Source organism: Methylomusa anaerophila (assembly GCF_003966895.1).
GTDB lineage: Bacteria > Bacillota > Negativicutes > Sporomusales > Sporomusaceae > Methylomusa > Methylomusa anaerophila.
Map to the genome: position 1 here is coordinate 409,830 of NZ_AP018449.1, position 23,031 is coordinate 432,860.

A 23,031-nucleotide genomic window follows, 5' to 3' on the forward strand; every position below is an offset into this window, starting at 1 on the left:
CTATATCAGGAATTCCAGTTAACTGCGACCTATCCAGTTCCGCCACTTTCCAAAAAGATTGCTATTCCAATCAATTTGGGATAAAATAGTGTTCCAAGGATTACATATCGGATATAAGTTGTGAGGATATATATACTATGAGAATTTACGCCATAGCCGATTTGCATTTGTCCGGGAATCCTCCTGCAAAACCTATGGAAGTCTTCGGCACTAACTGGCTTAATCACTGGAGTAAAATAAAGACGGCTTGGCTAGAACAGGTTTGCATAGACGATATTGTCTTACTGGCCGGCGATATTTCCTGGGCAATGAAACTAAACGAAGCTTTGACTGACTTAAACACCATTATCAGGCTGCCGGGGAAAAAAATACTGATCCGGGGTAACCATGATTATTGGTGGCAGACAGTAAGCAAGATGACCAAAGCAGTAGCAGGCCAGTTATCTTTTTTGAATAATTCTTTTGAACCGGCCGGTGAATGGGCAATATGCGGCAGCCGGGGCTGGACCTGCCCGGAGGATCCTCTATTTTGTGATACCGACTTGCCTATTTTCCAGCGCGAGCTACTCAGGGTTGAATCATCTCTGACCCAGGCAACCAAAGCCGGTTATGGCAATATCATACTAATGCTTCACTATCCGCCATTTTATGGCAATAAAGCCAAGGGCGGATTTACCTCCTTAATTGAAAAGTACGGAGTAAAAAAATGTGTATTCGGTCATTTGCATGGTGAAGCTGTATCTACTGCCGCAACCGGTATTATTAATGGCGTTGACTATTGCTTAGTGTCCTGTGATGCCCTCAATTTTGGTATCCAAAGAGTTATTTAACACAAGTTGCCTACTTGAAAAAAACCAGATATAACCTATAATCAAAATTAGACAGTAGGTAACTATTTAGGTATTCAGAACTCAGTAGTCAGAATTCAGATCTAAAGAATATCTGTAAGGAATCCCAAAATCCTGGGGATTAAATCCAGATACATTATGGTGCCGATAATAGCAATAAGCAGGCCGGAAAGGCGCCGTATTACAGTTAAATACTTATAATAACCTTTTATTCTTGGAAGCACGTGGTTCAGCAAGAGAGCCGCAGCCAAAAAAGGCACACAAAAACCCATTGCGTAAACAAACAATAAAAACGCACCTTGACCGACCGTACTGCTTGCGCCGGCATAAAGGAGAATGGTTGTCAAGATTGGCGAAATACAGGGCGTCCAGCCGCTGGTAAAAGCGATGCCGAGAAAAAATGCCCCCCCTGAACCTTCAAATGTTTCATTTAGCAGCGGGCGATAATCCCGTTCTAAGACAGATATCTTTACAATTCCTGACAGATGTATCCCCATCAGGATCATGAAAATAGCTCCTGCTTTTCGTATAACTTCCTGATAATGAAAAAACAACTGTCCCAAAAAAGAAGCGGTTGCCCCCATAATCATGAACACTACGATGAATCCGGACAGAAAGCATAACGTGTTTGTTATCAGTCGCCGCTGGCTGCCTTTCCCGCTGGTATTTATTCCGGTTCCTGCCAGCATAGCTGTATAGGTAGGCAGTAAAGGAAGAACACAGGGAGACAAAAAGGATACAACGCCCGCACCAAAAACAGCAACAAGCGTAAGGCTGGTGCTCATAAGCCTTTTAGTACTCCTTCCAACTCTGCCAACGTTACCGTGCCGGCTGTTCTGTATCTAATAATCCCGGCTTTATCAATTACAATCGAAGTGGGAATGGCATTTATCCGGTAGGTCCTTGCCACAGCCCCATCCCCATCTAATAAGACTGCCGTACGGAATGTGTATTGATTATCTTTCATGAAGCCTGCTACCTTGTCAGCAGGTTCCTGAATATTAATTGCGTAAAATTGGACTGTTGAACCATAACGTTTATAAAACTGCTCAAGTTCCGGCATCTCCTCCCGGCATGGCGGACACCAGGTAGCCCAGAAGTTGAGCACTATTACCTGGTCTGATTTTGCAACTGTGACTCTTTGACCATCAAGGGACATCAAAGAAAACTGAGGCATCATCTTACCAACAGTGATACCGGTTTCTATAGTCGAAACCTTTGCTGAATTGGATATTGGGGAACTTTCCGGGTTACGTATAGCCCAATTCCAAGCTCCATAGGCCATAGCCATAATTACGACAATAACGGCCCCGGTAACGATAACTTTCTTATTCATCATCTGTTCCTCCTTAATTCGTGATTCCGCCACCAGTCAACATTAATAAATTATTATTCGCAAAAATTAAGTTTTATCCTTTACGTAATAAACAATTATTTTGTCAGGAGGGATCAAATATGCACCAATATCTATTTTATATCGGCGATTTTCCGGTACGGGCCTATGGCCTTATTCTCAGTCTGAGTATTATTTTAGCTACAGGCGCTGCCTATTTTTTTGCCAAGCAAGACGGACGCTGGCATCAGCATATTCCTGATATGGGGATTTATTGCGGTCTGGCAGGAATTGTGGGGGCCCGTCTCTGGGATGTATTCTTTTTTGACTGGAATTATTATCAGCACCATTTGCTGGAAATCCCTTTTGTATGGCAAGGGGGGATGGCCATACAGGGCGGAGTATTGTTGGGAGTCATTGCCGGAGTTATTTATACGAAAATCCACAAAATTGATACCTGGGCATTCGCCGATATCGTAGCCGCACCAGCAATTATTATGGGACAGGCGATCGGACGTATGGCCAATTTAATGAACGGCGACGCTTTTGGCCACCCGACCGGCGGTAATTTCGGCATTCTCTATCCTTCAACCACCTTAGCCTATCAGGTTTACGGAAATCAACCCTTATGGCCGGCGGAAGTCTGGGAAGGTCAAATTGACGTAATTATTTTTGTTCTGCTTCTCATTTTTAGGACTACCAACCACGCCAAAGGCCAGGTCTTTATCCTTTACGCCATATTATACTCAACTGCCCGCTTCTTTTTGGAATACTTGCGCGGTGACTACGGGACCTTGATATTTGGTCTAAAGTCGGCTCAGCTTACCAGTCTGACTGTAATTCTAATAGGAATTATATTATTTATTCGTCAAGGCAGATATGCGGAAAGAATTGGCCTTAGATCAAAAGAAAATTAAACCGTTGTATAGCAATTAATAAATTAATAAACCAAATCAGTAAATTAAAAAGCTGAACCATCCCTGGTTCAGCTTTTACTTTTTTTCACTTGGAAATATTGCCACAAGTTCAATTTTACCCATACATCTTTGAAGACATGAGCAACAGGCAGGCGGTTCGTTTAAAATGTCTTTTCCACCCTATAGTCCGTTAGGGTGACAATAATTACCTTGAGCCTCCGGCTACCCTATATGGTATAATGTATAATCGTTGATACCTTATGTTAATTACTAAATCAAGATGGGAGCGTTTTATGGACACACTTACTCACGCCTTAGTGGGCATAGCCGTAGCCGGAATATCAGGAGAACCGTTTTCTCTCAGCAACCCCATTTATCTGGCTTCCCTCATCGGCGCCCAAGCACCCGATTTTGATATTATTGCCCAGTTGGGAGGCAATGTGACCTATTTAAAACAACATCGCGCCTTTTCCCATTCAGTGCCGGGGTTATGCATTTGGGCTTCGCTTATAACGGGAACATTTTATCTTGTCATGCCCGGGGTTTCATTACTGCAAGTATTCTTTTGGGCGTTTGCCGGTGGTGTTTCCCATATATTGATGGATTATTTTAACGCCCATGGCGCCGCAATTATTTGGCCATTATCAAAAAGCCGAATTAGTTCGCATCTTTTAAATGTTTTCGATCCATTATTGCTAGCTTTGTTACTGATGGTCTTTATCCAGCGATGGACTCCCGGCGAGACTTCGATTGCGGTTTTTGTCATCTTGTCTGTATATATTTACCTGCGATATCATTTACGCAAACGATCGGCAGAGTGGCTGAAACAGCAATTTTCCACTGATGAAATCGGCCGTATGCTCATGATGCCGTCATTAACGCGAATCTTCTTCTGGGATTTTGTTATTGAAACCGAGCAATATTATTTCGTCGGTCAAGTTGGCGCCATGCGCCCGATAATAAACATCCATGCGCATCTAATCAAACAAAGGGTGTCCAGTCTTACCTTGGAAGCACAAAAAACAGCTGTAGGCGAATTTTTCGCCGCATTCACTCCGTTTAGCTATTATGTTGAACAAACAACCGGCGAAAGTATGGAAAAGCAAGTTTGCATCTATGACTTACGTTATTTTTTCCGGTCTAAATTTATGCACAGCGCCATAGTGCTCTTCGATCAGGATGAACTTCCTTATGATTCCTACATTCACACTTACGGCAAAATAATGAAACATCCTTTGTAAAATCTTGTCCTTAACACTATAACACGATGAGCAGAATTTATTCGATAAAGGGTATATAGGCTATTGCTTAACCGTTCTTACATACATTTATTCCTATATATTCTCCTCCCCTTTTGCTAGTAACAACATCTCACCTAATAGGATGACAAAAACGGCAAATGTCAACGGAATAGCCCAGTCCAGCCATGGATATGAAACAAGCAGCGGTTGAAGTTTCTGATCTGTTATTGCCATGCCTCCCGCTGTCCATCCCAGGAACGCTGCCCCAATTGTAATGACGACCGGCCATCTGGCCATAAGAATATGAATGACCTTGCTTCCCCAAATGATAATCGGAATACTAATAGCCAGTCCAATAATTAATAAAACAATATTTCCTTTAGCTACTCCCGCAATTGCGATGACATTGTCAATACTCATTACCAAATCAGCAGCAATGATGGTTTTTACCGCCCCCCACAAATTTGGATTCGCGTCCAGACCCGTATGCTTTTCCTCTTCCCCGGCTAAAAGTTTCACGGCAATCCATAAAAGCGCGAATCCGCCTATTAACTGTAGGTAAGGAATGTTTAACAGAATAATTGCCAGGAGTGTGAGCACGACTCTTAGAACAACAGCACCTGCTCCACCCCAAAAGACAGCCCGCTGTTGCTGCGCCGGGGGCAAACTCCGGCTGGCTAATGCAATTACTAAGGCGTTATCACCGCTGAGTAGAAGATTGACAGTAACAATGCTGATTAAAGAAACAAACAAATCCATGCCGCAACCTCCATCCCAGTATACGCGATTTCAATATATAGTATTCCATCACAGTCATAATATATTAACCCTTCGGCGATATTCAATGATATTTAACGATATTTGATGTACCTCCAATACGAAACTTTTTACAAAAAGCAGCCAACCGGATAATTATAATATCCGGTTGGCTACTTCTGTTAACTGTTCTAAATTGCGACATTCGAATATTTGGCGGCAATAAGGCTGGTATTCCTTCATAAGGCAATCTCCCTGCAGCCACTGATCAGATGGCAGCGGATTCAACCAATAAATGGCCTGCGCTCTTTCTCCGATCTTGGCGAGTTCGTCAGCCCCGCTTGCTCGCCAGTTATTTCGACCGTCACCGAAAATAATAATTTTCGTCTTTGATGATATGGCTGACAATTCAGAATGAACGATCTGCTCCAGTACCAAATCGTAACGGGAAAGTCCTACCCGGCGACTAAACCTGTCTCTAAGATGTCTGGCTTCTAAAAAATCTTTTACGTCCTGATGCCGGAACCATTCTGTTACTTCAACAGCCTCATCAATAAAGACGAAAGAACGGACGGCGGCATATCGCCTTTGCGCAGCTTGAACCAACTGGAGCATGAAACGGCTAAATTGCTCAACGGAATTTGATACGTCACAGAAAAGCCATAAATCAACTTTACTTTTTATTCTGTCGCGGAATTTTAGACGAATTGGATAGCCGCCCGTTCTAACAACTTCTTGAAATGTACGGCGAAGATCTACTTTGCCCCGTTTGGCCCGGCGAAGACGAATGCCCGGTTTTTCGGCCAGCTTTTTGGCTAATTTAGTGATTTCCTGTTCTATCGCGCCGACCTCAACCAAAGACAATTCGCCAAACTCCCGTCGCCGGATATTGGCAAATTCGACCAAAGGCAAAATAGCTTGACGTCCAAATTGCCGAACGGCTTTTTTTTCAAGCTCTTTTCGCATGCTCTGCTCTAAAAGTTTAAAAGCATTCTGCCATTCTCTAAATACCGATTCTTTTATCTGACCGGTGAGATATCGCCGTTCGACGCGGTTTACAGCCTCAAACCAGCGGAGACCAACCTGAGTTTCTCTGAGTTTCACCGATATCTCCTGCGGTGATGCACACTCCAGTTTCACCTGCATTATAAAATTCCGGGCCAGTTCCTCCAAAACCGGCGGCGGCTGGCTTTCGATCCGCTCTAATAATCCGTCGGCATCGCCACCGGCGCCTGAAGATCCACGTCCGCTGCCATCAGCGGTGCCGGCCCGGATGATAAGAGGATCGGTCCAATCCTTCGAAGAATCCGGCTGATGGTCAGGAGCAAGGTCAAAAAACAAGTCAAACAACGTATTGAAAATTGGGAGCTCCCACATACTTTTAACCAGGGTTGTCTCCATGACAGCCTTGATAAGCTCCAGGCGAAAGCCAACTAATTCAAGGGCGGTCAGACAATCGGCCGCCTCCATGGTAGTTACGGAAACCCCGGCTTCCCGCATGAGACGAACAAATTCAATTATCAGATGTTTCATGTCATTTATCCTTTTAAACTTCTTAAACTTCTTCAAGCTTTCCGTTTCACTTAAGCAAAAAAGGCAGCTTCTCTACTACATAGTCCCGGTCTTTGGTATACTTGAGCAGCGCTGTCAGAGTCATACGCACATTGTCCGGGATAATTTCCTGTCCAATAAGACTCATCGCCCTCACCCAGTCCACGCTCTCTGTAACGCTGGGCGGCTTCTTCAGCGGTTGTTTACGTATATTTTGTATGAATTCTACCAGTTGCTCCATAAATTTTCGTTCAAGTCCGGGAGCATGCAATTCAACAATAGCCATTTCCCGCTCAAAATCGGGGTAATCTATATAAAAATGCAAGCATCTTCGCCGCAAGGCATCGCCTAATTCGCGGGTACTGTTGCTTGTTAATACAACATGAGGTTTGGTTACCGCACTGATTGTACCCAGTTCCGGAATGGTTACCTGCCAATCGGACAGAGCTTCCAATAAAAAACTCTCAAATTCGGGGTCACTCTTATCAATTTCATCGATTAAGAGAACAACAGGCTGAGGGCTTGTCAGTGCTTCCAGCAGTGGCCGCCGCAGTAAAAACTCCTCGGTAAAAATATGTTGACGCCCTGCTTCCCACCCCTTATCAGACAGAGCCTCTATTTGTATATACAAGAGTTGTTTCTGGTAGTTCCATTCATACAAGGCCTTGCTTTCATCCAATCCTTCATAGCATTGCAGTCGTATCAGACGTCGACCGTCCATCCTGGCCCACGCTTTGGCCAGTTCCGTTTTACCAACACCGGCAGGTCCTTCCAGCAATAAAGGCTTTTCCATCTGTTCTGCCAGAAAAAGAGTCATAACCAAAACATTTTCCGCTAGATAGCCGCTGTCGCCTAATTTTTTTTTCATAATTTCAATGGCGTCTGTCATTTTAACCAACTCCAGAAAACAATATCAATATGATTGTGAATTTTTCGCGATAGATGCCAAACCAAGGCTCACTGATACACCAAATGGCCGTCTTTATATACTTTGTTTATCTTGTTTAAGTTTTTGATCTCCTGTAAAGGATTGCCGTTAACCACAATGAAGTCGGCTCGCTTACCAACCTCCAGAGTACCCACTTCATCGGCAATTCCGATGGCTTGAGCGGCTAAACCGGTAGCGGCATGAATAGCCGCACCGGCAGACAGGCCGCATTCAATTAACAGGCTGATCTCCCACCACAAGTCTCCATGCTCAACCCCTAAAGCGCCGGCATCTGTCCCCGCAACAATTCTTGCTCCCATCTTTGCAGCCCGGCCAACCATTTCCCGATGCCGGGCATAGACAGTATGAATCCCGTCATAGGGCAGCGATTTTGTGTTATACTCTTCACTATAATCCAGCATACGCTGAAAAGGTATTAATGTCGGAATCCAATAAGCAGAACTCCTGACAATCTCTTCAACTGTCTCTTCCTTCAGAAGTGCTCCGTGTTCCACAGTCGTTGCCCCACAGGCCAGCGCTTGGCGGACGCCTTCTATGCCGTTAGCGTGAACGGCTACCGGTTTGCCTAATTTACTCGCTTCTTTAAACAGCATTTCAGCCTCAATTCGGGATAGCTCGACCGTTCCGGCGTCTTGCCGGTTAAAATCCACGCAGCCGGTCATCATGACCTTTATGCAATCCGCCCCGGCTCTTGCTTGCTCCCGGACGGCTTTAACCATCTCTTCTGCTCCGTCCGCTTCCCGTCCGCCTGCGTAATGAAAGTGACCGCCGGTAATCGAGATTGCCCTATTGCAGGTTAGCACGCGGGGCCCGGATATTACGCTCCGTCGAACGGCCTGTTTTAACACAGTGTTTATATTATGCGGTCCGCCTAAATCCCTAATGGTGGTAACCCCATGTTGAATGGTTCTGGCAATATTCTTTACTGCCCTGATCAGGGTAATGTCTTTTTCATCTTTCCACCGCAGGCTCCGTTCCTTTAGATCAAATATCCCCTCCAAGAATAAGTGCACATGAGTATCAATTAACCCGGGCAATACGGTAAAACCGGAATAATCTACGGCATTCGCAACTTGCTCACTGGAAAAATCCCGTATTCTCCCTATAGCTATAATACGCCCCTTCTCTACGGCAAAACAAGCATCCGCCTGGGGTTCATTTCCCGTACCGTCTATCAGTAATCCTGCCTTTACCAACATGATCCGTTCTCCTTCCAAGCTGCATTCATTCCTATTAGGTATATTTTCTATGTAGAACTGTGGATTCCCCCCCCTTTGCTTAAAATTAGCGTTTTAAAATTATTTACTCTTTATCTTGACATAGAATTTTGGACTGAGTATAATAACAATTGTCGGAACAATTCCGGAAATCATGGGGGTATAGCTCAGCTGGGAGAGCGCTTGAATGGCATTCAAGAGGCCAGCGGTTCGATCCCGCTTATCTCCACCAATAACAATGAACCACAAGGCCAAAAACCTTGTGGTTTTTTCATACCCAACAAGACCGGGCACTTGGTACAAATTCAAATCCGGCGAAACTAAGCAGACAATGTCGGGAAAGCTTCTGAGCATTTTGATATTTTATAGATAGACAGGAGGCGATAGAATGGATTGGATAACGGGGTTGCAAAAAGCAATTGACTATATCGAGGAAAATCTGATGGATGATCTCGATTATGAAAAGATTGCTGCCAAGGCATGTGTGTCGAGCTTTCATTTTCAACGTATCTTTAGCATTATGTGCAATTATTCTCTCGGCGAATATATTCGCAACAGGCGTCTGACGCTTGCCGCTGCTGAGTTGAATCAGACCAGCATGAAAGTCATTGATGTTGCGTTGAAATATGGCTATGAATCGCCAGACAGCTTTGCCAAAGCATTTACCCGCTTTCATGGCATCACTCCATCTGCTGCGCGCGAGCAGGGAGCAAACTTAAGATCCTTCAGCCGTCTGTCAATCAAAATATCTTTGGAAGGCGGTAATATTATGGATTATAGGATTGAAAAGAAACGCGAATTCAAGGTCATTGGTAAATCGGAAATATTCGATACGTCGGATGAGTTTAACAGAGTTGATATCCCTGAGTTCTGGAGCAGATGCCATAAAGACGGAACAGTAAAAACGCTTTATGAGTTGTCACGGAATACTCAAAACAGCGGCATGGTTTTCGGAGTCTGCTGCGAAGATAGTTCAGCCAATGCACACCAATTCCCGTATTTGATTGCGACAACATATGAGAGCGGTGATATTCCTAAAGGCTATACAGTAAAGGAAATCCCCGAATATACATGGGTGGTATTCAGATGCGTCGGTGCTATGCCGAAAGCCGTTCAAGGTTTGTGGCGCCAAATTTACACTGAATTCTTCCCGACTTCGGAGTACCGCCCAGCTCATGGAATTGATCTGGAGGCGTATTATGAAGGCAATATGGATGACATAAATTATGTCAGTGAAATCTGGATACCCGTTGAGAAAAAATAATATTTTATCACGGTAGAAACCTTTCCTGAAGGCTACGCTCCCGGCATACCGACAAAAAACTTATACCGCAATTTCGGCTTTGTGGAAACCGAAAGCGACCTTGTGGGGCTACATAATCTGCCTATTTGCCGCATGACAGCGGACTTATCGAGCGAGAAGCGCGGCGGGAGCTTTCACTATCGCTATTTCGAATTTATCAAAGAAGCGGATAAAAAATATTGCCCCGTCTGCAATAATGAGCCTGCTCCCGCTGGACAAAGTGACATCGTTGTGAATGACAAGGTTTGGATTTGCGGGGAATACCCCGGACAAGGGCGGCTGTTTGGGCGTATTCCGCCGCAAATGCAGATTGTCAACGACTCAATTGGTAAAGTGGAGTTTACAGATGGCAAGCCGACCGTCTGGCAGAGATTAAGAGAGGGTGAAAATCATGCGAACCGAGCAGGAAATGATGGACTTGATTTTGAGCGTAGCCAAGGCTGATGAGCGCGTTCGCGCAGTATTGCTGAGCGGTTCGCGGGCGAACCCTGCCGTGCCAAAGGACAGCTACCAGGATTATGACGTCACCTATTTTGTCGCGGACATTGCGCCCTTTTACAACAATCCCGCCTGGGTGGAAGCTCACTTTGGCAAGCCGCTGATTATGCAGATGCCCGAAGCTATGCGTTATCCGACCGGAGACGGCAGCTTCAATTATATGATGATTTATCCCGATGGAAATCGCATTGACTTGAGGTTTGAGTTTACAAGTTACATAGATGAGGGAGAGCCTGCTGTTGTTCTGCTTGATAAAGACAACGGCAGCGGGTTTTTGCAGACCCTGCCTGCCCCCGGCGATAAGCACTGGCATATCAAGCCGCCCTCGCCACTCTTTTTTTTACTCCTGCTGCAATAACTTCTGGTGGTGCCTCAACAACGTAGCAAAAGGTATCGCGCGGGATGAACTTCCTTACGTCATGCACATGCTGAACGAGGTGGTTCGCGCCGAGCTGCATTATATGATTGAATGGTACATCGGCATACAACATGGCTTCAATCTCTCTACTGGCAAGAACGGCAAGTATTTTAAGCAATATCTGCCACCGGAGCTCTACGCGCAATACGCTGCGACCTATTCCGGTAGTAATTATACCGATATTGGGACAGCGGTTGATGTGATGTGCGATTTGTTCCACACGATAGCATTGGCGGTAGCGGCGCATTTCGATTTCATCTACCGGCAGGAGGAAGAGGACGGGATGCGGGAGTATCTGAGGATGGTGAAAGAATAGTATAATGTCCGGAATATTATCTCGAACGAGTTTATTATACAGCCGTTCATCTTGTTGCATCATAATACATTCTCCTCCAGCCACCGGGCCACGCCATCCTCATCGCAATCACCGCATATGTCATCGGCTACCGCCTTAACCTCGTCTATCGCGGTGGATACAGCCACGCTGATACCGCATTCCCGAAGCATTTCGACGTCGTTGTAGTCCTCGCCGAAGGCGGCGACAAGGAGCAGAAATTTTATGATGACATCAGAGCAATCGGTCACTTGACGATACATTGACGACGGAGTTTCGGGAACGAGTTTTCACCGTCCGGGCTTCGACCGGATGATTGAGGACGCGAAAGCGGGGAAAATCAACGTACAGTAACAGAAATAATAAAGCGTTGCGTTTTATAAAATTACGGCGATCTCCAAAAAAAATAGCCGGCTGCCGCCGGCTATTTTCATTATTTTCATGCAGAAATCAACTCATCAATACCATCGCATCAGGTTTATTTCTCAAGCAGGAAATCTACGATATTTTTCACCTTGATGCCCTCATATGAGTTTACAAAGCTTCTGTCCATTGACAATACGACTTTTTCGTAGTTATCGTTAATACCGCGCAGCGGTTCAAGCTCTCGTTCCCGAGTATGCCCGCCGGTTATGGTTTCGGTAATCTGGTAATACACCTTCTCATCGGGCCTGATGGCGATAAAGTCAACTTCCTTTTCCCCGGCTTTACCGATGGAAACATCGTATCCGCGCCGGAGCAGTTCAAAATACACAACATTCTCAAGGATGTGTCCTCTGTCCACATCGCGATAGCCCAAGAGCATATTGCGAATACCTGTATCCACCATATAATATTTGCTCTGCGTTTTAAGGTATTGCTTTCCCTTGATGTCATAGCGGCCAACGCCATAAAACACGTAGGCTTTCTCAAGGGCGGAGATATATCCCGCTATGGTTTTACTGGCAGGGTTCTTCTTCCGCTTGCCTTCATCCAGATCTCCCTCATGCACCAATACATTTCCAATATTGTTGGGAGATGTGAGGTTGCCGATATTGTCGGCCATGAACAGTATGAGCTTACGAAGAAGCACCTGATCGGTTATCTTATTCCTCTCAACGACGTCGCGAAGGATGACGGAGGAATAAATACCGTCAAGTGCGGCGTTGATATCTCGCTGTCGAAAATCATAGGCGGCAATAGAAGGCATACCGCCATATTTAAGGTAGGTTTCAAACTTCTGCTCATCGCTCGTCCCCGATTCAAAGGTATTGAAGTCAAGAAACTCCTTGAAGGAAAGCGGCAACATTTTTATCTCCACATACCGACCAGACAGGAACGTTGCAAAATCAGAGGAAAGCAAATAGGCGTTAGAGCCGGTGATGTAGATATCAACATCGAAATCCACGCGGAAGGAATTGACCGCGCGCATCCAGCCTGACACCATCTGCACCTCGTCAAGTATAATGTAATTCTTGCCGGTCTTTGATATCCTGCCGGACACCTCCTTATACAGGGCGCGGTAGTCTTTGATTGCTTCGTACTGCAGAGATTCAAAGTTCAGACAGATAATATTCTCCACAGGGACGCCGGACTCCAATAAATTGTCTGAGAACATATCCAGCAGGGTGGATTTACCGCAGCGTCGGATGCCCGTAACGATTTTGACTATGTCCTTATCCTTGAAAGACATCAGTGTATCCATATAGATATTTCTTGGTATCATCAAACTCACTCCTTTGCGAAGATGATATACGAATATCATAAGCAAGTCAAGAGTTTTTGACCTATAAGTTAAAAACAATATTATTTCGATAACTTTTTGACTTAAAAATGCTTAAAATCAAATATCCTCTCGCTTGTGGGATAGCACACCCGATATATTAGGAGAGCGCTTGAATGGCATGCAAGAGGCCAGCGGTTCGATCCAGCTTATCTTGTCATCCGGCGAGAAGTTGTCGTCGAAAAAACCCTGCTCGCTTGGCAGCAGCCGGATTTCCAGTTCAGCCTCTATGGGTTTCTCGAAATCAGCGAAGTCCTTCTCGTCGAATCCCTTGCCGCTGCACACAGTGCCGAGGAGGGAGAGAAAATTGCTCTTCCCCAGATTGTTCTCCCCCGATAATGTAGTTGCACTCCGGGTTGAAGCTGACGGCAATTCCGTCGATGTTTCTGTAGTTGTACCCTAACGCAGCCGCCTGTCGGTGCGGATGAGCATAAAGGCGGTCACGGGCCGATCTGGCTGATCAAGACGGTGATCTCATCGAGAGACATTTTCTTTCCTCTTATTGACAAACATTGTTCATTATTGCATTGGGAAAACTAAAATTATTATAGGAATGGAGGTGAAAATCATAATGCCTGATAAGAAAGCCGATTCCAATAAATCTAATGCCGGCAATCGCGAACTGATAAGCGAAAGACCGCATAAAAAACAAACGGAATCGAAACATGACGTTAGCAACAATACGTTGTCGGCAGATGATCTGCGAAAAAAATGACCGCTAACTCAGCGGTAGTTTACCACTAAACTTCGAAACTTCCAGTTTCTAAACTTCTTGGTAACTTACCGCCAAACTTCTATATAGGGGGCGATAATATGGCAACGAAAGATAAAGATTTATGGAAATCCTCAACTGAAAAAAAAGATAAAAGCGCCGCCAACTCATTAAATAATGACGTAAATGAAAAGGGCAGCGGCAAAAAGCATATGCCATGTAAAAATTCTCTGCCCACTTAAAGTCAGTATAAAAGCAGGAATAACCAAGAGGGTCAAATACTCTCTTGGTTATTCTTCTTTTGTTGTATCACCGGTAAGATACGTCCAGGCTTCTTTCTGTTCCACTTTACCGGACCTTATTAATCGGCCTATAGCCCGTTTAAAGGCTGCTTTGCTAATATTGAACTTTTCCTTAATAATTTCCGGCGGAGTATCGTCGCTATAAGGCATCTTCCCGCCGCGTTTTGATAAAAAATCAATTATGTTGGCAGCATCCGTCTCAATAGCATCTTCTTTTTGCGGGCGCATAGATACATTGACCCGGCCGTCATCCCGGATATACGTCACCCGGACTGTCAGTTCCTCGCCAACCTGAGGTCTTTTGATCATCTCATTGTTATGCAAAAAGGCAATATATCTTTCCTGAGTAAAGAGGAACGCGCCCTGATCGTTATAGTTATAGACCGATCCGGTCAGCAGATCTCCCACCTTGACATTCTCAGCCGGTTTGGACGCCTGCCTGAGTTCATCCTCCACTTCCATAGTGACTGCCAGGCGGCCCGTTTTGTCCCGATACAGCTTAACCCATACTTTATCTCCTTTTCGCACCTTGCCGCGCATGCCGGCAAAAGGCATAAATACTCCCCGTTCGGCGCCAATATTGACAAAGGCGCCATCCTTCGAAGTGTTTATTACAGTTACTTTCGCCACTTGCCCCTCCCGCATTTGCGGTAAACGCATACTGGCTGTCAAACGGCCCTTGGGATCTAAATACAAATAAACTTTTATCTGCTGCCCGATGGCTACTTCATCAGTTTGTTGAGCCTTGTGCAATAAAATGTCATCATTACTGTTACCCGTCCCGGCATCTAAAAAAGCGCCTAGTTCGGATACCCTGGCAACTGTTAGAGTAACTACCTCACCCGGTTTATATGCTGCTGCCCGGTTTGTCATACTACATCCTGGGCCGTTGTCTCAAAGACTATCGCTTTAGCGTCGTTCCATAAACGTTCCAATTGATAAAACTGCCGGTCTTCTTCAACAAAGATGTGGGCCACACAAGAGCCGTAGTCCAATAAAATCCAATGAGATTCGCGATAACCTTCCTTGTGCAGCGGCTTTATACCTTTCGCGGCAAGTTTTTCCTCAATATGATCAGCAATGGCTTTCACTTGGGTAGTAGAGCCAGCACTGCAAATCACGAAGTGATCGGTAACAGGGGAAATATTCGTAAGATCCATGATCAAAATATCCCTGGCCTTTTTGTCACTGGCAGCCTGGGCAATATCTTGCGTTAATTCGTTGACCTTAAAATGGTTCATCAACTGACCTCCTGAACATGTGCTCCATGCCTTTATTGTCTTTATTATATTTTTACAATATGGCTTTTTCTATATGAAATTATTCTATTTGACTTGTGTCTTTCCTGCAAAAATAATGGAAAAGCCTGCCGCGAGTCCTGCTGCAGACTTTCATGTCAATTTTTCCGAATTGAAGCACCACCGGACCCATTCTGATAAACTCCACTCATTTTTGTATTCGTAGATAATAACATCTTTTCGACAATTAGCTTAGCCTGGTCTTTATCCAAAATCCAATAACTTGAGCCGTCAATTGTTGCAAAGTTACCAGGCAGCATTTCAGCATGTACGCTGTCAGTTTTAAAATTTGCCAGGTTGATGGCTAATTTGAACAACGTAAAAAACGACATGTCGGTATGAATGTGCTGTTTGGCGGCAGATGCCAATGCAGGCATTTTAAAAATGCTACCAAATTGCATTGATTCTTTAACAATAGCTTTTAAAAATCGCTGCTGACGCTGCACCCGCCCTATATCACCAAGTTCGTCGCTGCGATACCGCACATATTGCCCGGCTTTGTTCCCATCTAGATGCTGATACCCTCTGGCTAAATGAATCTGTAAGTCTGCATACGGGTCATCATAGTTCATATCATGCTCGACATATAAGTTGACACCGCCGAGAATATCACTAATCTTTATGAATCCTTCCCAATCCAGTGCCACATAGTAATTAATCGGAACGCGCAAAAATTGTTCAACCGTGTTTCGAGCCAGTTCCGGCCCGCCGTAAGCATATGCATGATTGAGTTTGTCAAGTCCTTTATGGCCTGGAATGCTCACTTCTGTATCACGAGGCAAAGACAGCAGATTCATTGTCCCGTCTTCCGGATTGAAGCTGGCTATTATCATGGAATCAGAGCGTCTGGCCGTATTCCCGGGATTATCGCGGTCCAAATCATCTAAGCCGAGGATGAGAATATTCACTCTGTTATTCAGAGTCTGGACCGGTCTTTCTGCCGTTGCCGCCACTCTTGCAGCCGGCTCGCGCGTTAGAATTGTATAGACATATATTGAAGCGCCGGCCAACGATGCAATCACCAGCAGGAACAGTACCAGCACCAAGAATACTCGATCCCATCTAATCTTTCGCCGCCTGCCCCTGGCTCGCAAATTCATATCTCGCATCCTAGGAAAACTCCTTTCCTTATACTTGTATCCACCCAGCTATCATATGCACGAACTATCCTGAAAAGCTAAAACGTTATAAGACAAAGAAACCGGAACCACAGAGATGCCGAGGACACAGAGAATGGATAACGAAGAGTGTTGAAAAAACATAACAGATAACGTTTTCCAGCACTTTCTATCTTAACGAGCAGTAAGCTTGTATCCGCCAGCCCACCAACTGCCTCGAACTGCTTAGAAGTCGTCAGCTGCTAGGCGCGACGAGGACCGGAACTCCAGCGTACTGGGCGTACGCTGGAGTGAGGACCACAGGAGCAACAACGCAGATGGCGGCTTCTAAGCAGTTCCCTGCTTAAAGTAATTGACGTATTAACCAATTACGCCCCTCAATTGTAGCAGGATGAATAAGATTACCTTGGGCTATTATGTATTGCAGCGACTGGTCAAATGCAGCCAGCACAGCCGTATCCAGATCCGCTGCCGCCAAACTCCGCAACTTGTCCACCCCTGGGAAATTCCGTCCAGGTTCGATGAAGTCAGCCAGATAAATAATTTTATCAAGTACGTTCATGCTTGGTCCGCCGGTAGTATGCAAAGAAATGGCCCGCAGTATTTCCGGGTCATCTGTATTGTATTCAGTTTGAGCTAAATACGAGGCGACCGGAGCATGAAGCAGCGTGGGGTGGTATATATCGACATCAGTCGTCACTATTGCAAAATCTTTAGCTAATTGTAATAGTTGCTTGTCAGTTATGTCTCTTGCACAATCGTGTAATAGTCCGGCAACGCGTGCCTTTTCTTCATCAGCATCAAATCGCTTTGCCAGGATAGCCGCCGTTTCGCTTACCCGCAGCGAGTGCTGAAAACGCTTGGGCGACAACTTTGCCGCCAGTTTTTCTGTATTCTTTTGTAAAATCATGTATATCACCTATCTTCTCAGTTCTAAAGGTTCGCCAAAAATGGTCATTTTCCTTTAAGCGGGAAAATAAAAACCTCCTTATATCTTATATAAGGAGGCTGATGCATCAAAGCACATCTAAACAACGCTCGCTTCATCCTATGAATGAACTATAATACAGCCTATAGCTGTCAGCAGCACTTTTCTAACCTTGCCGCGGCTTAGCTTCATTTACAACAATTTGGCGACCGCCTACTTGGGCGCCATTCATGGCCTCAACCATCTTTTCCGCATCGGTGTCTTCTACTTCCACAAACCCAAAACCTCGCGACCGACCCGTTTCCTTATCAGTAATAATCCTACTGGAAATAACCGAACCATGAGGACGAAAAGCCTCGGCAAGGGCGGTATCAGTGGTATTCCAAGGCAGATTACCGACGTAGAGAGTTTTTGCCATCAGAGAAATCACCTCTCTTTCCGTGATCAAGATACTGAGAACTAAAATTTTACGTTAACATTATCTGCAAATTTGCTTTATTTATGCCCAGTCTCGTCTGCCTTTATTTGGAACGTCCGTCCGCTATTGAGAAAAGGCTCAATCCAGATATAAACCTTCTTTTAGTATATAACATTCAACGCTTTCGGGAACAATATATTTTATGGATAGTCCTCTTTTAACCCGCTCGCGAATATCGGTTGAAGATATTTCCAGTTCTGGAGTCGCAAGTCTTTGAATTCGCTGGCGCCCTTTGACACCAAATTGTTTTATCACCTGATCAATATAACTAATGCTCCCCGGCCTGGTAGCAGCAACGAAGTAACATAAATCCAGCAATTGGTCGATATCTTTCCATGTGGATAAATCTCTGATTGCATCCGCGCCGGTAATAAAATAGAACTCTGCCTGCACCCCGTAACGATTAATTAATTCTCTTATGGTATCAATCGTATAGGAAGGACCGGAACGTTCCAGCTCAATTGCCGATACATAATAATATGGGTTAGAATAAGTAGCCATAACGGTCATAGTATAACGATGAACTGCGGGAGTCACACGAGAACCTTGTTTATGGGGCGGATTGCCGGCAGGAATGAATAGCACCTTGCTGAGATCATACTCCATGCGTACCGCCTCCGCCGTAACCAGATGCCCGATATGAATGGGATCAAAAGTTCCTCCCATGATTCCTATTTTTATTTTTTGATGAACCGCCATATTATCTGCCCCTCTACTCTATTTAAATGCAATCTCTTGCCAGTTTATTATAAAATAAGACTTGTCAGTGCCAAACCAGGTAAAAGAAATCTTAATGTATTATCAGGGTAAGGAGCAGGTAAGGATTTATCTTATTTGCCCATTGCCATCAATGATGTATTTGATACTTGTAAGCTCAGGCAGCCCCATCGGCCCCCTGGCGTGAAGTTTTTGCGTACTGATACCAATCTCGGCGCCGAAACCAAACTCAAAACCGTCAGTAAACCGGGTGGAGGCATTAACGTATACTGCGGCAGCATCCACTTCATTCTGAAAACGTTTTGCGCTATTATAATCCCGGGTAATAATGGCTTCTGAGTGACGGGTACCATAGGCCGATATATGCTCAAGGGCATCATCAAGGCTATTAACAACTTTGACGGCGAGGATAAAATCCAGATATTCCGTAGCCCAATCCTCTTCCGTGGCCGTTTTAACGGAAGGGTGATACCCTATGGCCGCCGGGCATCCTCTAAGCTCCACTCCTGCTTGGTGGTACCTTTCCAGCATGCTGGGCAGAAACTGGGCAGCCACATCTTTATGTACCAGCAGCGTTTCCATGGCATTGCAAACTCCCGGACGCGATACTTTTGCATTGAAGGCCACTTCCTGAGCAATATCTAAATCGGCGGTGCCATCAATAAACGTGTGGCAAACTCCTGTACCGGTCTCAATAACAGGTACGCTGCTATTTTCAACTACTGTCTTGATTAGCCCGGCTCCTCCCCGGGGAATAATAACATCGAGATATTGGTTAAGCCGTAACATGGCATTAACCGCCTGCCTGTCCGTAGTAGCAACCAGTTGAATGGCGCCTTCCGGAATATCCGCAGCTTTTGCAGCATCTGCAATTACCTGAGTGATCGCCGTGTTAGAGACAATGGCTTCTGACCCGCCGCGCAATATTACCGCATTTCCCGCTTTAAGGCAAAGTCCGGCTGCATCTACCGTTACGTTAGGCCGGGCCTCATAAATGATGCCAATAACCCCAAGGGGCACACGAATTTTATTAATCTTTAATCCATTAGGTCTTTGCCACCCCGCAATTGTCTCGCCGATAGGATCAGGCAGCCTGGAAATCTGTCGCAAGCCTTCAGCCATATCTTTGATTCTGGCGTCATTGAGCATAAGACGGTCAATCAGGGAATTCGGCAAAGAATTCTTTTTCCCTCTGGCAACGTCTTCGGCATTGGCCGCTATAATACAAGAGTTCTCTCTCTCCAGAGCATCCGCCATATTATTAAGAGCCTTATTCTTAACACTGGTTGGCACAGTAGCCAGCCTCCGTGCTGCCGCTTTTGCCGTTATGCCCTTATGTGCCAGTTCAGCCAGGTAATCCTTTTGGTCCAAACTAATTCCCTCCTCCTATATGAGACGGTTCACCAGTCTCTTCAAGCTAAACCAATAAGACCATATTATCACGATGAACCACTTCATCGTAAGGCTTGTAACCTAATATGTCGGAAATCTCCTGAGTATGAGTTCCCATAATCTTCAATACGTCTTCCGAGTTGTAGTTGGTAATGCCCCGCGCGATTTCCCGTCCTGCTAAATTAACGATTCGCACCGTATTCCCATGCTCAAAGTCTCCTTCCACCTTAATCACACCTGCCGCCAGCAAGCTTGATCCGCAGGTAAGTATAGCTTGCTCACAGCCTGAATCAACAGTTACTGCACCGTTAACCGGCGCACCGAAAGCCAGCCATCGTTTCCGAATCTGCAGACGGTTTTCCTTCGAAACAAAAAAGGTGCCGATAGCAGCTCCGCCGATAATGTCGCGCACAACCCCATCCCGGACGCCGGAGGCAACGACCATGGTTATGCCGGAGTTCACAGCAATTTTCGCTGCTTGTATTTTTGTATACATACCGCCGGTACCCCGCGCGGTACCAGGTCCGCCTGCTAACGCCTCAGTTTCCGGCGTAATATCGGTAATTTCCGAAATAAGTTCGGCTGTCGGGCATGTTTGCGGGTTGGCGGTGTATACTCCGTCGACGTCAGACAAGATCACCAGTAAATCCGCATCAATAATACCTGCCACTATAGCTGATAACGTGTCGTTTTCGCCAATTCTAAGTTCGTCGACAGCTACCGCGTCATTTTCATTGATAATGGGTATGACACCTTGGCTTAAAAGGGTCGTCAAGGCATTGCGGGAGTTAGTATATTGCCGTCGATTATCGGAGTCTGCCCGGGTCAAAAGCACTTGCGCGACAATCTGACCGTATTCGCCAAACATTTTTTCGTAAATATGCATCAATATGCCTTGTCCTACAGCCGCAGCCGCTTGCTTTTCCGGAATGGTTTTAGGTTTTTCTTTCAGGCCTAAGCGGTCCATTCCCGCGCCAACCGCCCCGGATGTGACCAGAATTATTTGTTTTCCCTGGTTGGCAAGATCGGATAATTCCCGTGCCAGCTTTTCAATCCTAAGTAAATTTAGTTTACCTGTACTGTGCGTTATCGTGCTTGTTCCCACCTTAACGACAACTCGCCTTACACTGAACAAGTTTGTCCTGGTAAGCATCTTCCCCCTCCCCATCACAATACTTACTGTTTAAATTCAAATTCCATATCCCGAATTCGAACTGTATCGCCTTCTTGAATACCACGGGCCTTAAGTTCATCCTCAATACCCATTTTGCGCCAAATAGTCTGAAACCGGCGTAAGCCCTCCTCATTGGCAAAGTTCGTCATTGCTACCAGTTTTTCAATACCCTGTCCGGATACAAGGTAAGCGCCGCTGTCATCTCTTGTAATCACAAATTCATCATCCGGATAAGCATCGTATATTTTTACTTCTTCAATTTCTTCCGGCTCTTCCACATATTCGGACAACAATTGAGCCGCCCGCTGCATCAGCTGTGGTAAGCCGCTGCCAGTGGCAGCAGAAATAGGATATATTTCATGGCCCAGTTCTTTCATGTAATCAGCAATTTGGGGATAGTTATTCCTAGCTTCGGGAAGGTCCATTTTATTTGCGGCTATAATTTGGGGCCGTTTGGCTAAACGTTCGTTATATAACTTCAGTTCCTTATTAATTTTATGATAATCATCGATTGGATCGCGTCCCTCAATCCCGGAAGCGTCGATTACATGTATAAGTACCTTAGTTCTTTCAATGTGGCGAAGAAAATCATGACCAAGGCCAACTCCCGTATGAGCGCCTTCAATCAGTCCCGGGATATCAGCCAAAACAAAATTCTGGCCTTCTCCCATGCTAACTACCCCGAGGACGGGAGTCAGGGTAGTAAAATGATAGGCGGCAATTTCCGGTTTAGCTGCCGAAACCTTAGCCAAAATGCTTGATTTTCCAACACTGGGGTATCCTATAAGACCAACATCGGCAAGAAGTTTCATTTCTAACAGCAAGGTTCTTTCTTCCCCTGGTTCTCCTAATTCCGCAAAAGTAGGAGCACGGTGAGTGCTGGATACAAAACGAGCGTTCCCGCGCCCGCCGCGACCACCTCTAGCCACAATAAATTCCTGTCCGGGATTAACAATGTCGCCGAGGATCTGTCCGCTTGCTTCCTCTTTGATAACCGTTCCGGGAGGAACTTTGATATATAAATCATCGCCGCTCCGTCCGTGCATGTTGCTAGTCTGACCGTTTGCCCCGTTGTCTGATTTAAACAAACGCTTATAGCGAAAATCAACTAATGTATTTAGGCTATCGTCGCCGACTATTATTATATTACCGCCTCGCCCGCCATCACCACCGCTGGGTCCGCCTTTGGGCACATATTTCTCCCGGCGGAAACTAGACATGCCGTTTCCGCCGGTGCCTGCCTTCACGGTTATTTTTGCTCTATCAATAAACATTGATATTCCCCTTTACCTTCCCATACCAGATGGCGGACGAATTCTCCTAACATCTGAGATACTGAGATTTTCATACTACAATAAGTAATATATGCGTTAACTCAAATAATTATAGACCGTCGGAAATCTTATAACTTCTATATACTAATCTCTTGTATCTTGCTATATCCTGCCGCTTTCTTAATCGTCGGTAGTTTGACCCGTTTCATAAGCAGCCAAAGGATTGGTTACCAGTTTAGGGTCCTGAGCCAGTTTTTCAATATACTGTAAAGCTTTGTCGGATTTACCCAACTGTATCATTGCATGAATCACTTGTAAATGATTGAGAAAGTCATGCCTTTGAACACGAAGCAATTTCATTACCTCAGCGCAAGTCGCCACATCTGTGCACTCGACATGTTTACCCATGCGTAATCAATCCCTTCTATAAGATACAATTAGACTTCACTTCGCCCTGACACTGTGAAATACCTGTCTCATTTTGATGTATCCTAAAAAAATACCCGCAGCC

28 protein-coding genes and 1 tRNA gene are annotated in these 23,031 nt (G+C 45.3%); 10 read left to right on the top strand and 19 right to left on the bottom strand.

What is annotated here, in order from left to right; genetic code table 11:
* The first annotated feature begins 137 nt into the window (after positions 1–137).
* The gene (locus MAMMFC1_RS01735; protein ID WP_126305932.1) at positions 138–830 is read left to right on the top strand and encodes a metallophosphoesterase; all 693 of its coding nucleotides are present in this window, start codon (positions 138–140) and stop codon (positions 828–830) included.
* A 101-nt stretch (positions 831–931) separates the two neighbouring features.
* Here the strand turns inward: MAMMFC1_RS01735 and MAMMFC1_RS01740 are convergent, their stop codons facing one another.
* Together MAMMFC1_RS01740 and MAMMFC1_RS01745 are read right to left on the bottom strand one after the other, a co-directional pair.
* Positions 932–1,633, bottom strand: a complete 702-nt coding sequence (locus tag MAMMFC1_RS01740) for a cytochrome c biogenesis CcdA family protein (protein ID WP_126305934.1) — start codon at positions 1,631–1,633, stop codon at positions 932–934.
* Positions 1,630–2,184, bottom strand: coding sequence for a TlpA family protein disulfide reductase (locus MAMMFC1_RS01745; protein WP_158618602.1), 555 nt, complete (start codon positions 2,182–2,184; stop codon positions 1,630–1,632). The genes MAMMFC1_RS01740 and MAMMFC1_RS01745 overlap by 4 nt, the downstream gene beginning before the upstream one ends.
* Before the next feature lie 119 nt (positions 2,185–2,303).
* Here MAMMFC1_RS01745 and lgt point away from each other — a divergent pair, with 119 nt between their 5' ends.
* Together lgt and MAMMFC1_RS01755 are read left to right on the top strand one after the other, a co-directional pair.
* On the top strand, positions 2,304–3,098 hold the full coding sequence (lgt, locus tag MAMMFC1_RS01750; RefSeq protein ID WP_126305938.1) for a prolipoprotein diacylglyceryl transferase: 795 nt from the start codon (positions 2,304–2,306) through the stop codon (positions 3,096–3,098).
* Positions 3,099–3,358: 260 nt separating this feature from the next.
* A complete protein-coding gene (locus tag MAMMFC1_RS01755; protein WP_232035611.1) occupies positions 3,359–4,339 on the top strand; it encodes a metal-dependent hydrolase in 981 nt (326 codons plus the stop codon).
* A 93-nt stretch (positions 4,340–4,432) separates the two neighbouring features.
* Here MAMMFC1_RS01755 and MAMMFC1_RS01760 read toward each other — a convergent pair whose 3' ends face one another.
* The 4 genes from MAMMFC1_RS01760 to MAMMFC1_RS01775 form a co-directional block, all read right to left on the bottom strand.
* Positions 4,433–5,098: a TerC family protein gene (locus MAMMFC1_RS01760; RefSeq protein ID WP_126305942.1), complete on the bottom strand. Its 666-nt coding sequence runs from the start codon at positions 5,096–5,098 to the stop codon at positions 4,433–4,435.
* Between the two features lie 153 nt (positions 5,099–5,251).
* The gene (locus MAMMFC1_RS01765) at positions 5,252–6,628 is read right to left on the bottom strand and encodes a VWA domain-containing protein (RefSeq protein WP_126305944.1); all 1,377 of its coding nucleotides are present in this window, start codon (positions 6,626–6,628) and stop codon (positions 5,252–5,254) included.
* A 46-nt stretch (positions 6,629–6,674) separates the two neighbouring features.
* Entirely contained in the window at positions 6,675–7,514 is an 840-nt protein-coding gene (locus MAMMFC1_RS01770) for an AAA family ATPase (RefSeq protein WP_197723979.1), read from the bottom strand.
* An 89-nt stretch (positions 7,515–7,603) separates the two neighbouring features.
* On the bottom strand, positions 7,604–8,794 hold the full coding sequence (locus tag MAMMFC1_RS01775; protein ID WP_126305948.1) for a metal-dependent hydrolase family protein: 1,191 nt from the start codon (positions 8,792–8,794) through the stop codon (positions 7,604–7,606).
* 174 nt (positions 8,795–8,968) lie between these two features.
* Between MAMMFC1_RS01775 and MAMMFC1_RS01780 the strand changes: the two genes are divergently transcribed.
* The 5 genes from MAMMFC1_RS01780 to MAMMFC1_RS22565 all read left to right on the top strand — a co-directional run bounded on the left by MAMMFC1_RS01780 (position 8,969) and on the right by MAMMFC1_RS22565 (position 11,347).
* Positions 8,969–9,044 (top strand) — tRNA-Ala (locus tag MAMMFC1_RS01780).
* 156 nt (positions 9,045–9,200) lie between these two features.
* Positions 9,201–10,076, top strand: a complete 876-nt coding sequence (locus MAMMFC1_RS01785) for an AraC family transcriptional regulator (protein WP_126305950.1) — start codon at positions 9,201–9,203, stop codon at positions 10,074–10,076.
* A gap of 81 nt (positions 10,077–10,157) precedes the next feature.
* Positions 10,158–10,559: a hypothetical protein gene (locus MAMMFC1_RS01790; protein WP_126305952.1), complete on the top strand. Its 402-nt coding sequence runs from the start codon at positions 10,158–10,160 to the stop codon at positions 10,557–10,559.
* Complete coding sequence (locus MAMMFC1_RS22560; RefSeq protein ID WP_197723890.1) at positions 10,507–10,971, top strand: aminoglycoside 6-adenylyltransferase; 465 nt, start codon at positions 10,507–10,509, stop codon at positions 10,969–10,971. Before MAMMFC1_RS01790 ends, MAMMFC1_RS22560 begins: the two co-directional genes overlap by 53 nt.
* Complete coding sequence (locus tag MAMMFC1_RS22565; protein ID WP_197723891.1) at positions 10,862–11,347, top strand: aminoglycoside 6-adenylyltransferase; 486 nt, start codon at positions 10,862–10,864, stop codon at positions 11,345–11,347. Before MAMMFC1_RS22560 ends, MAMMFC1_RS22565 begins: the two co-directional genes overlap by 110 nt.
* 59 nt (positions 11,348–11,406) lie before the next feature.
* On the opposite strand, the gene MAMMFC1_RS22570 is transcribed toward MAMMFC1_RS22565, so the two are convergent.
* From MAMMFC1_RS22570 to MAMMFC1_RS21090, 3 genes are all read right to left on the bottom strand, one after another.
* A complete protein-coding gene (locus MAMMFC1_RS22570) occupies positions 11,407–11,628 on the bottom strand; it encodes an HAD family hydrolase (protein ID WP_126305954.1) in 222 nt (73 codons plus the stop codon).
* Positions 11,629–11,843: 215 nt separating this feature from the next.
* The gene (locus MAMMFC1_RS01810) at positions 11,844–13,070 is read right to left on the bottom strand and encodes an ATP-binding protein (RefSeq protein ID WP_126305956.1); all 1,227 of its coding nucleotides are present in this window, start codon (positions 13,068–13,070) and stop codon (positions 11,844–11,846) included.
* A 117-nt stretch (positions 13,071–13,187) separates the two neighbouring features.
* Complete coding sequence (locus MAMMFC1_RS21090; RefSeq protein ID WP_232035612.1) at positions 13,188–13,499, bottom strand: hypothetical protein; 312 nt, start codon at positions 13,497–13,499, stop codon at positions 13,188–13,190.
* 199 nt (positions 13,500–13,698) lie between these two features.
* Between MAMMFC1_RS21090 and MAMMFC1_RS21235 the strand changes: the two genes are divergently transcribed.
* Together MAMMFC1_RS21235 and MAMMFC1_RS21240 are read left to right on the top strand one after the other, a co-directional pair.
* Positions 13,699–13,842 carry a hypothetical protein gene (locus MAMMFC1_RS21235; RefSeq protein ID WP_158618603.1) on the top strand — a complete coding sequence of 48 codons (144 nt, stop codon included), beginning with the start codon at positions 13,699–13,701 and terminating at the stop codon, positions 13,840–13,842.
* 98 nt (positions 13,843–13,940) lie between these two features.
* Positions 13,941–14,081 (top strand): hypothetical protein, encoded by a 141-nt coding sequence (locus MAMMFC1_RS21240; RefSeq protein WP_158618604.1) that lies wholly within the window; start codon positions 13,941–13,943, stop codon positions 14,079–14,081.
* A gap of 48 nt (positions 14,082–14,129) precedes the next feature.
* On the opposite strand, the gene MAMMFC1_RS01820 is transcribed toward MAMMFC1_RS21240, so the two are convergent.
* The 10 genes from MAMMFC1_RS01820 to MAMMFC1_RS01865 all read right to left on the bottom strand — a co-directional run bounded on the left by MAMMFC1_RS01820 (position 14,130) and on the right by MAMMFC1_RS01865 (position 22,928).
* Positions 14,130–15,014 (bottom strand): CvfB family protein, encoded by an 885-nt coding sequence (locus tag MAMMFC1_RS01820; protein WP_126305960.1) that lies wholly within the window; start codon positions 15,012–15,014, stop codon positions 14,130–14,132.
* Positions 15,011–15,382, bottom strand: coding sequence for a ribosome silencing factor (rsfS, locus tag MAMMFC1_RS01825; protein ID WP_126305962.1), 372 nt, complete (start codon positions 15,380–15,382; stop codon positions 15,011–15,013). Before rsfS ends, MAMMFC1_RS01820 begins: the two co-directional genes overlap by 4 nt.
* 155 nt (positions 15,383–15,537) lie before the next feature.
* A complete protein-coding gene (locus tag MAMMFC1_RS01830) occupies positions 15,538–16,548 on the bottom strand; it encodes an LCP family protein (RefSeq protein WP_232035613.1) in 1,011 nt (336 codons plus the stop codon).
* A gap of 352 nt (positions 16,549–16,900) precedes the next feature.
* Complete coding sequence (gene yqeK / locus MAMMFC1_RS01835; protein WP_126305964.1) at positions 16,901–17,467, bottom strand: bis(5'-nucleosyl)-tetraphosphatase (symmetrical) YqeK; 567 nt, start codon at positions 17,465–17,467, stop codon at positions 16,901–16,903.
* 184 nt (positions 17,468–17,651) lie between these two features.
* The gene (locus tag MAMMFC1_RS01840; protein ID WP_232035614.1) at positions 17,652–17,933 is read right to left on the bottom strand and encodes an RNA recognition motif domain-containing protein; all 282 of its coding nucleotides are present in this window, start codon (positions 17,931–17,933) and stop codon (positions 17,652–17,654) included.
* A gap of 108 nt (positions 17,934–18,041) precedes the next feature.
* Entirely contained in the window at positions 18,042–18,662 is a 621-nt protein-coding gene (nadD, locus tag MAMMFC1_RS01845) for a nicotinate-nucleotide adenylyltransferase (RefSeq protein ID WP_126305968.1), read from the bottom strand.
* A gap of 126 nt (positions 18,663–18,788) precedes the next feature.
* Positions 18,789–20,057 (bottom strand): glutamate-5-semialdehyde dehydrogenase, encoded by a 1,269-nt coding sequence (locus MAMMFC1_RS01850; RefSeq protein WP_408631236.1) that lies wholly within the window; start codon positions 20,055–20,057, stop codon positions 18,789–18,791.
* 40 nt (positions 20,058–20,097) lie between these two features.
* Complete coding sequence (gene proB / locus MAMMFC1_RS01855) at positions 20,098–21,225, bottom strand: glutamate 5-kinase (RefSeq protein WP_126305970.1); 1,128 nt, start codon at positions 21,223–21,225, stop codon at positions 20,098–20,100.
* Positions 21,226–21,248: 23 nt separating this feature from the next.
* On the bottom strand, positions 21,249–22,520 hold the full coding sequence (gene obgE / locus MAMMFC1_RS01860; RefSeq protein ID WP_126305972.1) for a GTPase ObgE: 1,272 nt from the start codon (positions 22,518–22,520) through the stop codon (positions 21,249–21,251).
* 180 nt (positions 22,521–22,700) lie between these two features.
* A complete protein-coding gene (locus tag MAMMFC1_RS01865) occupies positions 22,701–22,928 on the bottom strand; it encodes a Spo0B domain-containing protein (RefSeq protein WP_126305974.1) in 228 nt (75 codons plus the stop codon).
* Between the last annotated feature and the right edge of the window lie 103 nt (positions 22,929–23,031).